This window comes from Bradyrhizobium sp. SZCCHNR1098, assembly GCF_032489375.1.
Classification (GTDB): Bacteria; Pseudomonadota; Alphaproteobacteria; order Rhizobiales; family Xanthobacteraceae; genus Bradyrhizobium.
This window is the reverse complement of record NZ_JAUEXY010000012.1, coordinates 100,009-114,139: the sequence shown is the minus strand read 5'-3', so window position 1 is coordinate 114,139 and position 14,131 is coordinate 100,009. Positions and strand designations below refer to the sequence as shown.

Sequence of the window (14,131 nt, the reverse complement as noted above, 5' to 3'; positions counted from 1 at the left end):
TAACGCTTGCATCACCTAGTGTGATTTCAGACCGGCTGAAGTTCGACGGCGGCGGGTGCAGGCCAGATCTTGATGGCCAATTCGGCCAAGCGCCGCGCTCGGCGGACGATGGCGTCCTCGTCCCATTTTGTTTCCGCCGCAACGTCCTGGTTTATTCGCAGCAGTGACGAACGAAGTCGAGACCTCTTTTCCGGCTCGAATGCGTAGTTATAGACTTCGAGATTGGCCGGCTTTGTCAGAAGAGTGAGATTGCCCAAGACATGGATGAGGGACTGGCGCCGATCCACTAATGCGCGTCGCTGATCTGATAGCCCGTAAGTCAAATCTGCCGGCGCGGTCGAACCGTCTGCAAGTGGCCAATGCTCGTACCATGTCTGCGGAAGAATGTGCTCGATTTCGAGGTCTGGCTTGAGTCCTTCAACCTCATTGTATTCGTCACGCGACGCAAACTCTAGCTCTCGGAAGATGTACCACAATCGCGGTCGCGGGATATTCTGATACGCTGGTTTGGTTTCAAAAGCCTGGCGCAAGTCTTGATCGCTGGGAAATAGATTGGACGATCCGCTATGCTCCGCGAAAGCATCGCGCAGCGCATCAAGCGTTCCTCCGCTTTCACGAGCGATCGTGGCGAGGCGAAGAAATATGCTGTTGTAGTTCTTCGGGGTCAGGCCGCAGATGGCACGTCGTACCACGTAGGACTCGATGAGCCGGTACACCGCCTTGCGCGTGTGCTCATCTGAAACTGCAGCGTTCAAGGCAAACACCAAGGGATAGGCCGTTCGCGTATCGAAGACTTCCAGGGCATTGGCTATCCGAGCCATTGGACCAGACTCTGGCGAAACAAGCGCCTGGTATGTTGGCGCGTGCTTCCGTAGAGTCTGAAGTTCCGCTTCGACCGTTCCGTAATTGCGCCCTGCGCTGTAACGCTTGTAAGCAGCATAGAGTTCGTTGAGCAGGGTCTCCTTCCCCGTCTCCGCGGCAAGCACGTTCGCCAGGAAGAAATCCATCCTCGGCTTCGTAATGCGTCCCTGAGTAGCCTTCTCCTTCCAGAAGGGCGTCTCGAACATCGCCCAGCCTGTATCCATCAGGTCCTCGATGTCCTCCTTGTTGCGGGCGGCGCGGTGAAAAACATCGTTGCGGACTAGATCCATCGCCGCCAACGGTTCACCACCGAAATTTAGCGTCTCAAAGATCACCTGCGCGTCGTCAGTGTCCGCGAGCGTAATAACGATCAGGTGCATGTCCTGGAGCATCGCCTCGACAAGGGCTCGCAGCCGCAGGCCGGGGGAGCCTTCTTCATCGATGAACTCCGCCGCACGCTGGCGGACGTACCACCACGCAGCCAGCGGCTTCGGCGCGGATACGCCGGTCTTTCGAAGCTGTCCGGCCTGTGTGAAGTACGGTTCGTAAGCCTCCTGCAGTTCTGCCAGCGACTTGGTCATCAGTTCACGGAATATTGGACGATCCAAGCGGGTCGGTTCGAGCTTGAAACGCTCGGACTTCTTATCCTCCATCGACGCTTCGTCGATATTGAAGAGCAATGGTCGGATCTGGTCGGCGATCGATTGCTCGCCGCGCTCGATAGCAAGGTCGCGTAGCGCCGCCAGGGCGATCTGGAACGTCGTGATGCGCTGTTGGCCATCGACGATGTCGAATACGGGAATGCGGCCAAAGACGAAGCCGGAGCGCGGTATGAGCAGTAGTGCGCCCATGTAATGCAGAAAGCGCGCTGGCTCGTTGGCAAGGCGTGCCTCCGCCTTGGCTTCGACATAGTCTATCAGCGTGTCAATCTGGCGCTCAGGCGTCCACTCATACGTACGCTGGTAGATCGGCACGACGAGACGCTTTGAATCGGCGAATACCCCGCCGATGGGCATGTTCCGCGGCTCCATCTAAGCTCCCCCTTACCCGCAATAACTGGACTAACCACGATAACTTCGTCCCCGATTAGTTACGGTGGTTATCACGGTTATCGGACTTTCAACGACGAGATCAGGAGCGTTTCACTCTCAAGTATCTCCCGTCCGGTCAATATTCTGGTCGAAACGGAATTTTCGGGATTTTTCGCGGAATTATTTTCCTGCGCAAGTACCTGACTTGACACTGAAATTCACCGAAAAATGCCGAAAATGAAATTGTCCTTTTATGGAGGAGGAAAGCAGCGCCCATCTACTTTTCCCCAGAGCCGCTTCAGTCCTCGAACCCCGTCGATTCCGGCTTGAACTTAAGTTGCCGGGCGTTGTCCCTCACCACGCTTACGTCGTTGTCAGCAAAGCCCTCCTCAGCCACCGCTTCGATCTCCAGCGTCAGCTTCACCTTGGCGCCCTGGGTTCGCTGAAGCTCCATGACGACGGCATTTAGGATCGCGTCAAAGGCCTTCACGGGACGCACCATATCGAGATCGACCGATCCATAGAACCGCCGAGCCTTACGGGGCAGCGCTGGCGCCGGTTTGTCGTCGGTTGTGCTTGACGGGGCTCCCGGCGCCACAGGCGATCCAGCGGGCGCTGCATGCCCTGCAGTTGCCTTCTCGGCGAGCTGCCGCTTCGCCGCGGCGTCGCTGACGAGCACCGCATTAGTAGGGAATGGCTGAGGCGGATCCTTTGCCCAGATCAGCCCGCGATACTTCCCGCTGGCCTCGTCATACCCGTCGGCGTAGCCAAACTGAGGATCTAGCTTTGCGACGGCATCCCTGATCGACGTTTCCAGGACTACGCGATCACGCAATTTCGGCAGATAAACATAGGACGAAAACCAATCGGTGAGTTCCGATACAGGCAAGTGCTCCCTGTCCTCTGGCCAGATCGGCTTCAGAGCGTGCCAAAGGCGTTCCGTGCCCAGCTTCTCCAGAGCGATCCCGTCAGCCCTAGCCTTGTCGTAGACAACTGCCGGAATAGCAGCGCGGTCGCGCGATGAAATCAGGCTATGCTCTAGTTCGAACGGCTTGCCCGCGGTATCGCTCTTTACCCCGTAGAGAATGTGGCTCCACGCGCTGCGAACAGCCTTCTGAGCGGAATCGCGATTTGTCCTAGCCTTGTCCTCTGCGTCCGCAATCTGCGCAGTCGTCATAGCATCGTGTAGACGCTTGTCGTCGACGATTTGCTTCCATGCCATTGCTTTGCGCATGACATCTCGTGCCGTTCCCAGACCCGCCTCGTCAGCCGCTACGAAAACAAGGGTATTACGAAAACGCCGCTGAGTAGCACGGCAGCGCGTCAAGGCATCGCTCGCGGCATCCGTTGCGGTAGATTTCACGACCCCCTTGCCGACATGTGACGTAGCGGGACCAAGTATGACAAGAGACAACGCCTGAGCTTCGTCAATCGTCACCGGATCATCTGGCGCCGCATAGACGCGATCGAATCCGCCCTTGGTCGCCGCGTCCTTGCGAAGGACATCGGCAATCGCCTCGTCAACATCGTGGTCCGCCAATGCCTTCGCCCGATCATCCGCGAGCCGATTGAGCGTTGGTTGCGTCGAGAACCAATAGCGTCCCGCTTCCTCATAGAGATATGTGGCACGCTCGGTCAGTTCCCGAAGAGCTTCGCCGAAGATCGCAAGTTGGTCCCCCGGCTCAGCGCAGGCAAGCCGGAGACCTTGACCGGTGAGCCCTGCATTTGGCTGCCCGACCAATGGTGCAGAGCATAGAAAGACCGCCCGGGCTGCACGAGTAGCAGCCCGCAGCTGAGATATCCTGCGTGAGGGATTGGCCTCCATCCGGCTCGGCAACGAGCCCTCACCGTCGACCTCCTTGTCAACCACGGAGCCGAATTGCGGGTCGAGCGGATACAGCACGCTCGCCCTAACACGTTCATGAGCCACCGGAACGCGAGCTGGCGTGATCAGCGGATCATTTGTTTGCGAGTGCCAGAGAACTCCCACCACGTTGGCCATGAACCGCAGAACGCCTCGCGTCCGCTGAAATTTCTCCAAGCTAGCCCAATCCTTCGATAGCCGATCGAATAGCTCCGGGTGGATCGGATAGGAAAGCCGCAACAGCTCTAAGTATCTCTGCTCCTTGGCCTCTGGCGGAAACTCGGCTGCGTTCTTCTTGTACAGATCATGGAAGGCCTTCACAGTCTCTTCCCGCGCCTTTTCTCCATCGGAGTCGAGCGCCTGAAAGAGACGACGGCGAATGATTTCGTATGTTTCATCGCCGGAAGCCGGCAGCCAGGGTGACTGCACACGGCCAAAAACCTTCTCAAGTCTCCGTAGCGCCGCCTTTCCTCGTTCGCCTCCCGCCTCCGCGTCGCTTTCTGGCAGGGAGCCGATGATCAGGATGCCGGGCACCATTTTTGCCGCTTCGGTCAGCGACTGAACGAACGACAGGAACGCTTCGAACCGGTCATCATCGAGCTGGCGGGCAAACATCGTCAACTCGTCAAGCAGAATAACGCTCGGGCCGGCCAGCTTGAAGACCTCGACCATCACGCGAGACCCTGGGCTCGTTCGAGCCGCCTCAGCTTCGGCAACGAGAGCAAGTCCTTTTTCGCCGGCAAGCCGCCACGCAATGTAACCCCAAACGGTGTGAACCTTGGGGCCCTTGTCTATCTTCAGGCTTACATCGGGCCCGTCAGCGGAGCCGACGAACACCGCAATCTTTGGCTTCGGCAGTTTGCGCGCACCAGTCTTCTCGACGATCTCTGCAACGCCCGCCAGCCGGCTTGCATCGCCACCTTCACTCAGATGGCGTGCCAAATGATAGATCGCGAGCATAGTGTGGGTCTTGCCTCCACCGAATGAGGTTTGAAGACCGATCACTGGATCGCCGCCTGTGTCGCCCAAGCGCTGGACAGCCGAGGTTAGCACCCTCCGCAATCCTTCAGTTAAGAACGTGATGCCGAAGAAATTTGTCGGCGTCGCATAGGCGTCGCTTGCATGGCCCGTGTCGACGGCGAAAAGGTCGGCGGCGAACTCAGCCTCTTTGAACCGGTTTGCGATCACATCTGGATGAGGCAGCGCAACCTCAATCCAAGGTTTGAGGGATTTGCCAGAACGCTCCTCCGCTGAGGGCAATTGAGGCAAAGTCAGGGTTGCTTGGGCGGGCTTCGATGCTGAGGAAGGGGTAGCGGCAGTCTCCGAGGCTGGCGCTCTTGCCACTCCGGACTGGCGCTGCGCGTCATACAGCTTTTTTAATTCGGCGACTTCGGCAGCCGGGGCTTTCACCAGCTTGAGAAGCTGATGCATCGCATCGATATATCGCAATGCCTCGTCATCCTGAAGGCCGATAGCAAGATGAGAAATGGCGTTTCGGGCTTCAAGCGCCATTGAAGCAAAATTACGCGCCTTGTGCTTGTCGTTGCGACCAAACGCATCATCAAATGTCTCGCGCCACCGATCAATCATCGTCTTGACCAACCCGTAGGCATCAAGTGGAGCATTCGGCGCCCCGCCGGAAGCACGACTCGCGTAGTTCAACCAATTGACGCCGTGCACCAACTTCATGCGCGCCTCGACGAACGGAGTGAGGCCCCTCTGGAGGTGGTAAAGTCCGCCCTGAACCCGCTGCAGAGTTTCTTTTTCTGCCGACATCCGATTCTCCCGATCGATCAAAAGAGTTCAGCTTGCGCTGCAGCAATCGAAGCACGGGCATCTGCGGTCGACGCGAGGTCTTCGAGCTTGGGCCATTCCTGGGCGAGTTCGTTATAGATCAATGCTTCGGCAGCCCACCCTTTCTGCGTCGCAATCTCGAACAGACGGTAAGCCAGCGTACGAGCTTCTGCAGCCTTCGGTCCCATCAGCGCTACAAGTCGGCTCGCTGCCACGCCGCCACCATCCTCCGCGTTCAGGGTTTTCGCGGTGTGCTGCACGCACTCCCAAACGGTGAAGGTCGCGTCGAGCGAAGGCGCCCAATCTTTGGATAGTTGATCGCGCGGCGTCAGCGCCGCCTTGCCTTTCAAGTCGATAAAAACACCAGAGTCGAAAAGAGCGTCGGACGCAATGTTTTTGGCATTGGCAAGCGTGATGAGTTCTCCCGAAGGTCTTGCGTCAAACCCGTAGGTGGCGAACCAAGCAAGAGCAACTTGCGTTTCCGCATCGAAGGCAGCGTCGAGTTCTTGGTCGATTTCTTCCCAAACGCGATTGATAAGCGCGAGGGCCACCTTTACTGGCATGGAAGAATCATCGTCCTCCAATATTCTCGCATAGCGAGAGAAGATACCCATTCCGGGGCCAATGACCGATTGCTGCATATCGACCGGCCCTACACCCGCCTTGCGGATCTCGTCGATGGCGTCCGGTAATTCCCGTTTCAATGCGCGAACAAATTCTGCTCGGCTAATGACATCTGCCAAAGCGCTCCGCTTCCGGCATACGAGCACTATCGATGAAGCGAGAGCGTTAGATTCAATGCTTCGAACTCGGTTTGCTAGTTCGGTTCGCATAGGCCAAGTGCCGTCGACAACCAATCCGGCGCCTATGACCGCTTGTAGAAATGACGACCATCCGGAAGAGGTAATACCTTCTGCGGCTAACTCTGATTGCTTAAACGCATAGTAGATAGCGAGCGGCTCAGTCTCTGTCGCAGCCTCCTTTAGTGCAGTAAGCGCTTCCGCCATGCCGAGCATGAAGTACTGTTCGGCCGCCGCTTTGCCACCATGACGATATGGAGTAGCAACGAGTTCGCCCTCTTTCGGAGTTGTAATTCGTCGAAAAAGATCGGGCCAGACTGAATGTAAGGTTCTTCTCAACCAAACATAGAAAAAGTCGGAAAGATCTGCGTATCCCACGTTGTCATAATACGGAGGGTCGGTCGAAACCACGATCGGTCGAATTGGAAAGGAATTCTTGGAGGCGTTCAACTGCGTGATATAGCCGTGCCCTGCTGCGGGCGCAGACTTCAGAGCTTTCACAAGGTTATCCAGACTGGTCTTGAAATCTCCCGCGGCGTTGTTGAAAAGACAATTTTCTGCGAACTCCCAAGCCATCGGGATCACTGCGCGCCCAAAAAGATTTCGGACTTGAGTTTTTGTTACCTCCCATCGGCAAATGGCATTTTGAATATCCGCCAGCCTTCCAACGCCCAGACCTAAGTAGGTGGCGATGGCATCCGCATAAGCCAATATGCCCTGACCTCTTGCGCACAAAGGGCCGGCCGCAGGAAAGGCTTCGCCGCGCGCATCCTCGATGACTTTCAGTCGGGCTTCGGCGACGAGGTCAGAATAAGTCGAGAGCGCCAAGAGTTGACGGGGAGAAAAGAGTTTATCGAGTCTGTCAATGTCGTAGAGCACCGGGGTGAGGGCTCTCGGATCATGAAGCATATCCTGGGCAATGAATGTGACATCTGGCGTCGGAACAATTGCCGCAGCTTCGTGAACTTCATTAGGCGAAAGAAAAACTCGCCCTCTCTTACCTTCGGCAACAATTGCCATTAGGCGCATTGACATTCGGCCAGCCTTGGCCTCGCTCTTGATATGCGCACTATCGATTTTTGCACCGGTCAAGACACAGCGAAATTCTCCGCGCCCCGTTTTGGTACCTTTTGCTAGTCTTTCCTCATCGGCCTTTGTCATCGGCCCGCTATGCACCTCAAACCGATAACCATCGGGAGCACTGGCGTCGAGTTTTGGCTCTATCCAGGCCTTTGCTCTATCTTTTGTTGAAAGCAAGAAGGACGATACAAGAGGCACGGCGTGCCCGCTCGCGATCGGATCTGGAGATCTAACAGTCCGAGCCCACAGCCATGCCACCACCGTTGCAAGTGTCCCATCGGCTAGTGCGACCTTGGGATAATGGTGTCCAATGCGACGCTCTGCCTCCTCGCGCATCCAATGGCCGTAATAACGAATGTCCTCGGCGAGTCCTGCGGCACCCTTTCCGTTCCAACGCCCTCCGCGTTTGAACTCCGACTTGGAAACGGGGTTGATCGGCGCCCGCCCGGCAAACAAAGGCGGAATTTCTACCAATGCCTTCGAAATCAAAACGGCGACGGGATTTAGATCAGACCCGTACGCGCGCAATCCAAGTCGCTGCGCTTCGAGCGGAATTGAACCTCCGCCGCAAAATGGATCATACACCGGAGGGGCTATGTCCTGAAGATATCGCTCTACCGCACGTCCGTCACTCTTCAATGGGGGCTCTTCGCCCCGTCCCCAAGCTACTGATCTTGCGATTTCCCATCGAGCGTCATTCAGTACGGCTTCATCGTTCAATGCTTCCCATGGCAGCATTCGCTGGATGATTTGATGGAGACGCCGACGCTCGATGTCTTGCTCGGCCTCCGTCTTGAACCGATCAGGCCAAGAAGATGGATCGTCTACCAATTGTGCAAATAGTACCGCGCGACATGTGGCCAGCGGCTTGCGCGACCACCACAGATGTAGGGTCGAAGGGTGTCCATGACGGATTGATTTTTCCTTCGCGGAGGCGACATTAATCGCTTCGAGAGGAATCGAAACCTCGATCAGTTTCTTACGGATATTCTGTTGTGTGAAGTCAACCATTAGCCTCTTTCGATACTTCGTAGCTGAACGCACCGGTTTTCACGAGGCGAACTTTGTCGCCTTCCCCAATGCCTGTCTTGGCAAAGAACTCGCCGACGGCACTCCTCGCGCGAAAGATTCGCTTGGTGCGATCGATCTCCGTCTCGATCGTCCGCCCCGGCCGGAATGTCACTGAGATGGTCCGCGCAGCCGCCTCGGATTTATTTCTGCCCCCGATTGCTTCATCGGGGAAGAAATCTAGAGGAAGATAGAAATGATTATTGCGAATATTGCCGCCGGTAACGATCACCCTTCGGATCGCGTCAGGGGAGATATCTCTTGCAACAAGAGTTTCCTTTTCTTCGCTCTGGGCAAGCGCTGATGCTCCATTCGTGGCCCTCGCATGCAGCCGCAACGGGCCAGGATGCGACAAAGAAAGGTCGACTTTCTCCAGCATCCCGCGCGCTCCGCTTGATCCCGTCGTTATCAATACTTGTCCTACCTCAGCCCTCACCTTTGCTGCGACGTCGTCGTCGAGATTCACCCACACGACTGCTCCAGAAGGATGCTTATACGATATTGGTGAGGTCAGACGTCGCCCGTTGGTCAGCACCCATGGGGTTCGCCAGCCGTCAGAAAAAGCCTGCCTCTGAAGATTGGGGGGCACCCGATGTTTTGACTCAGCCTCGGCGTACTCTTTTAGCGAACCGACAGGTGGAAGCGAATCGATTATTTCAGCCATTCCCACGACTCTACCCGTGCCCTTGCCGATCAAAGCGACGAGGCCTCGATAGCGGCAGGCTGCCTTGCGCATCTCCCAGGTCTTTTCGCCCGTGAGAATGAGACTGACATACGGCTCCCGAATTACGATTGCTTTCATCTATTGCGTCGCACCCCCTCTGATTAGCCACTTCATGCCGGCGGCATGCCGGACGCCATCAATGTTGCTATATCGAAAACCACCGCTGTCTCTGCAAAGCCTAGTTCTCTACCAAAAAAGCGCCTGACATAAACCGGCTCTCGCGCGAAGCCTCCTTCGACTTGAACAATCGCTAGTATAAAGGCCTCAGCGGCGTTTAACGATGCGAGGATCTCATTCTTCGTCAGGATTACGTCGCGTCCGTCGGACTGCCTTCCCTTCACTTCAATGAAACGTAGGTGACCTGCCTTCAAGTCGCGGCTCTCGATATCCCAACCCTTCTTTTCAGCCGACACGTCGCGCGGGTCGTTGCCAAGAGCACGCTCCGCCGCAAACACAGCTTCCATGGCGAGCCGTTCTATTTCGGCGCGGGCCACCGGGTCTTCGGAAAAGCCGTCCTGCTTCTCGGCCGGCGCACTTCCGAGCTTTGTCTTTAGCAGGCCACCAGGGATTACTAGAGCCGCCCCTTTCAACACTGGCGGCAGGGCTGAGATCTGCCGCTCTCGATCCAGTTCGGTTTGGCGGCGATGCAGCCGGTCCACCAGTCGCGCCGCTGTCGCTTCGGCGTTTTGAGCGTTGATCCTCTGCTCCTTGCCAGCACGCTCTTCTTCCCGCAATCGTGCGGAACGGGCATCCCAATAGTTGATTTCGCGGTTGAGGCGAGCGCGCACCTCGCGCTCCACCTTGTCGATTTCTGCAATACGACGCGAGCGCACCTCATTTAGATGCTCCGGTACGAGCATCCGCACCGCATAGCCTAACGCCCGTGCCTCGACATCTTCCGACAACCACGCGGCAGAGATCGAATCTGCAACCAATAAGCGCTCTTCGGGCGTGATTGGTCGACAATCGAGATAAGGTGCGGGGCCTCCGTCTATCGCAGTCCCATCTTCCATCAAGAAGAGAAATTGGAGCCGCTGAGAGATCGTTCGTGGCTCACCCGATCGGCCTGTCCGGGCGTCACGAACGGCGTGCTCAAGATACACAAGCAAACGCGGGGATTGCCCTTCGTCAGTCTCGTCAACCAGCACCGCGCCCTGAGAGAGCAAAGGTTGGAAACGTTCCAGAACCACGTCAACCAGCGCTTCCAGGAGGGGGTGACCGGGCGCAACTAGTTCGGCCTGCGGCTTGCCAACAATGAGCGCTTTCTCAAACGTGATCCGCGCATATCGATCAAGTACTGGATCCGATCGGCCGATCAGCCTGTCGCGCTCCTTCAGGATTGATGGCACCCGAAGTATTTCGAAGCGGCCTTTCTCTCGCTCTGCAATTCGTCCGCCGAGCAATGTGAAGGCTTCGCGAAAAAAAGCACCGATGAAGTGCGGCTGAAGACGGCGCGCCTGCGCACGTTCCATCTGCTCCCGGACCGCAGCGACGGAACTGGCGCTCATGCCCTCCGAGGTGAGCTTGCGTTCAGCGACAAGCTTTTCAATCGCATCAACGTCGACCGCGCCATCGACCTTCCGGAGCAGTTCTGCCTTCTTCTCGGGTCGATCACCGTAGCGGATTGCGTCAACGAGGAGATCGCGCAGGGCGTGACCCTCAAACAATTCGCCAAGCACGTCGTAAACTTTGCCGCCAAGGGCGCTACGAGCCTCCTCAAGCTTTTCGAGCAATCGCCGATAGACTTCGCCCTCGCGGGTGTTGGCTGCACATAGATTCCATAGATGGCAGACCTCAGTCTGACCGATGCGATGAATCCGGCCGAAGCGCTGTTCAAGCCTGTTTGGGTTCCAGGGCAGATCGTAGTTGATCATGAGGTGCGCGCCGCGTTGAAGGTTCACACCTTCGCCAGCGGCATCGTTTGCAATCATGACACGAACCACGGGATCAGAGTTGAATGCTGCAATGGCTGCACGACGTGCTTCGCGGGCAACACCGCCGTGGATCACAACCACCGCGGCTGGATCTCCGACCCTGGCGACGATCTTCTGTTGCAAATATTCCAGCGTGTCCTTCGGCTCCGTAAAGATAAGGACTTTTCGCCGAAGGCCGGTTGCCTGATCCAGCATCATCGGCTCATCCAGGATCGATTCCAGTTCACGCCACTTGGCGTCCTGTCCGGAAAGCTTAAGGCGCAGGGCGCGGCCCTCCAGGTCCTTCAAGGTGAGAATTTCGGCTTCCAGCTCAGCAAGAGTCGCCGCTGCGGTTGCCTGATCCGCAATCTGATCCTCTGCCTCTTCAACCTCGACGCCAGGAATTTCGTCTACATCATCAGGATCGTAAGTGGGCAATTCAGGCGTGCGCCGCAGGGAGGCGGAACCCGACTGCCGCATCAACGTCTCTTCACGCAATCTCTCTTCCAGACGCTTACGTCGCCGCTCAAGCGAACGATGAATGGCTGCGGGAGATGATGCCAATCGCCGCTGCAAGATCTGCAACGCGAAGCCTACGCTCGACCTGCGCTTATCGTCGCCGGTTCGATCTGCACGGTTCATCTCTTCGCGCACGTACGTCGTGACCGCCTGGTAGAGATCGGCCTCCACCGGTGACAGTGCATAGCTGGCGGTATAGGCCCGGCGTTCCGGAAACAGCGGTGTGCCGTCGAACCTGTATAGCTCTTCCTTGGTGAGCCGCCGCATCATGTCGGACACATCGGCCTTGTGAACGCCTTCGCGAAATCGCCCCTCGAAGCGGTCTGCGTCCAGCAAGCCCATGAACAACTGGAAGTCGGCCTCTTTGCCGTTATGGGGCGTGGCCGACATGAGCAGGAAGTTGCGAGTCCGTGTGCCCAGCAGCTTCCCCAGTTTGTGGCGCTGGGTTTCCTTCACTTCGCCACCGAAATAGGAAGCAGCCATGCGATGAGCTTCATCGCAGATGATGAGGTCCCAATCCGGCGCAGCAGCCAGCTTGGCCTTCAATTCGTCCGACCGCGCGGCCATATCCAGCCTCATGATCAGCCGGTTCTTTTCCGCAAACGGATTGCCGGTGATCGAAGCTTCAATCTGGTCTCTCGTCAGCAAGTCAAAGCCAAGGCCGAATTTCTCGGCCATTTCTTCCTGCCATTGTTCCACGAGGCTGCCCGGCGCAACGATCAAGCACCGATCAAGATCCCCGCGGATCATCAGCTCCTTGATGAGCAGGCCGGCCATGATCGTCTTACCGGCACCCGGATCGTCGGCGAGCAGGAATCTAAGAGGCTGGCGAGGCAGCATCTCACCGTAAACAGCCGTGATCTGATGAGGCAGAGCCTCGATTTGCGAGGCACTGACCGCCAAATATGGATCGAAGAGGTGTGCCAATCGGATGCGATAGGCCTCCGAGGCGAGGCGCAAAAGGCCACCGTCCGCATCAAAGGCGTACGCTCGGCCTTTCTTGGCTAGTTCAAGGGTTGCCTCTTCGCCTCGATAAAGAAGTCGTTCGCCAACGCGACCTGCAGCCCGAAACGTGATGTTCTTGGCGTCTGGACCAAAATCCGAGACCTGGACGATTTCTGCGGGGCCAGCAGCATCCAATCCCAAGATAATGCTGCCGGGCTTTATGGAGTCGAAATCAGAAGGGTTCATTCCTCAGGCAATACCCTACCGGAAGGCGCGGTCAATAACCAAAGGTTGCAATATACGCCCGTTCGCTGACCAGATAAGATTTGGGGCTCGAACTACGTCGCAAGGGAGCCGGCGACGGGCTCTGCACCCGCGTCCCGACCAATTCGAACCCCAATGCCGCTGACCATTCTTCGCAGAATAATTGGAGAAGCCGAGCCTGAGGCGGTCGGGGGTCGTCGACGCTCATTGTTGCCATTACGGAAGAGCCGTCCTTCAGGACCTCACAAAGAGCCCACCTTGCCCCCAGTCGCTTGATCCGCACGTTCTTCACACCAGCCTGCGCAAGGAGCCAGTGACCCGCTTCCTCGAAAGTCTTGAAAGCGTGGCTCTCCGTAGATCGCACCAGTCTCAGCATCGTCGCCCCCCTATTTCAGCTGCATTGCTTTGAGCGATCGAGCAGCTGTGCAATCTACTGACGGCGCGTTAGGGTTGGGAAACACTTAACTCGGAAGGGCAAGTGAGCAGAGGATTGGGAGCCGTCGCAGTCAGGCTGAAAGACTTCATGGAGAAGCATCCGACCCAGTCCTTTTCGACATCGGAGCTTTGCCGCCACGTTTATCCGGGGCAGAAGGTGCAGAAGAAGCACCGAGTATCAGTGCTGCGGGCACTTAGAACCCTGGTTAGACGAGAAGGCCTCGAAATCTGGTACCTCATCCTGCGCCACGAGAAAGCTGACGCCGAGTGGTTCGGGAGGAAGTGCACCCTCAGGCCGAAAGCAGCTGAGCGCCTCCGGCTCTGATAATCGCCTTTTGCAGAATCGAGAGAAGAAGCCCGTTCGCAGGTAGGGGGCTATGCCTGAAAAAAAATTTCGAGGCCGCTCGAAGCTGCGGCTTTCTTGAACATGCCGGTTGCTAGTTGGTAGCTAGGCAGCTTTGGTCTGGAAGGCGCAATTCAAGAAAGGCCTTAAAATACTGGCGCGCCCGGAACGATTCGAACGTCCGACCCTCAGATTCGTAGTCTGATGCTCTATCCAGCTGAGCTACGGGCGCGTTTTTCGCGTTTGGCAGGCTCCGGGCCAGGGGCCGGATCCCGGAAGGCCGGGGCGGCAAATGCCGGCAGGCCTCGCGAAGGGCCTTTGACTAACGGCTCGGAGACCGCTTGGCAAGGCTGGAGCGGGACATTTTGCGACCATTTTTCCGCAGACGCGCTGGCGCGGTTCGGTAGGGCCGGAGCGGACGGGCTTCGTTCCGGCACGCCCGGAGTTCCAGGCTCGACGCCTGCGGCATCGCCCCGGAATGGCAGGTGAG

At 57.2% G+C, this 14,131-nt stretch carries 5 protein-coding genes and 1 tRNA gene; all 6 read right to left on the bottom strand.

Annotation, left to right across the window (positions count from 1 at the left end):
• Positions 1-26: 26 nt before the first annotated feature.
• Positions 27-1,877, bottom strand: coding sequence for a DUF262 domain-containing protein (locus QX135_RS24200; protein ID WP_316234327.1), 1,851 nt, complete (start codon positions 1,875-1,877; stop codon positions 27-29).
• 313 nt (positions 1,878-2,190) lie between these two features.
• Complete coding sequence (locus QX135_RS24195; RefSeq protein WP_316234326.1) at positions 2,191-5,532, bottom strand: DUF499 domain-containing protein; 3,342 nt, start codon at positions 5,530-5,532, stop codon at positions 2,191-2,193.
• A gap of 17 nt (positions 5,533-5,549) precedes the next feature.
• Positions 5,550-8,441, bottom strand: a complete 2,892-nt coding sequence (locus QX135_RS24190; protein ID WP_316234325.1) for a DUF1156 domain-containing protein — start codon at positions 8,439-8,441, stop codon at positions 5,550-5,552.
• Positions 8,434-9,300 carry an ASCH domain-containing protein gene (locus tag QX135_RS24185; RefSeq protein WP_316234324.1) on the bottom strand — a complete coding sequence of 289 codons (867 nt, stop codon included), beginning with the start codon at positions 9,298-9,300 and terminating at the stop codon, positions 8,434-8,436. The genes QX135_RS24190 and QX135_RS24185 overlap by 8 nt, the downstream gene beginning before the upstream one ends.
• A 32-nt stretch (positions 9,301-9,332) precedes the next feature.
• A complete protein-coding gene (locus QX135_RS24180) occupies positions 9,333-12,845 on the bottom strand; it encodes a protein NO VEIN domain-containing protein (RefSeq protein WP_316234323.1) in 3,513 nt (1,170 codons plus the stop codon).
• Between the two features lie 951 nt (positions 12,846-13,796).
• Positions 13,797-13,873 (bottom strand) — tRNA-Arg (locus QX135_RS24175).
• Positions 13,874-14,131: the final 258 nt, after the last annotated feature.

Bases quoted from the DNA above. Each gene is read 5' to 3' on its own strand.
- QX135_RS24190 (WP_316234325.1), bottom strand. From the start codon at position 8,441: ATGGTTGACTTCACACAACAGAATATCCGTAAGAAACTGATCGAGGTT.
- QX135_RS24185 (WP_316234324.1), bottom strand. From the start codon at position 9,300: ATGAAAGCAATCGTAATTCGGGAGCCGTATGTCAGTCTCATTCTCACG.
- QX135_RS24180 (WP_316234323.1), bottom strand. From the start codon at position 12,845: ATGAACCCTTCTGATTTCGACTCCATAAAGCCCGGCAGCATTATCTTG.
- QX135_RS24195 (WP_316234326.1), bottom strand. From the start codon at position 5,532: ATGTCGGCAGAAAAAGAAACTCTGCAGCGGGTTCAGGGCGGACTTTAC.
- QX135_RS24200 (WP_316234327.1), bottom strand. From the start codon at position 1,877: ATGCCCATCGGCGGGGTATTCGCCGATTCAAAGCGTCTCGTCGTGCCG.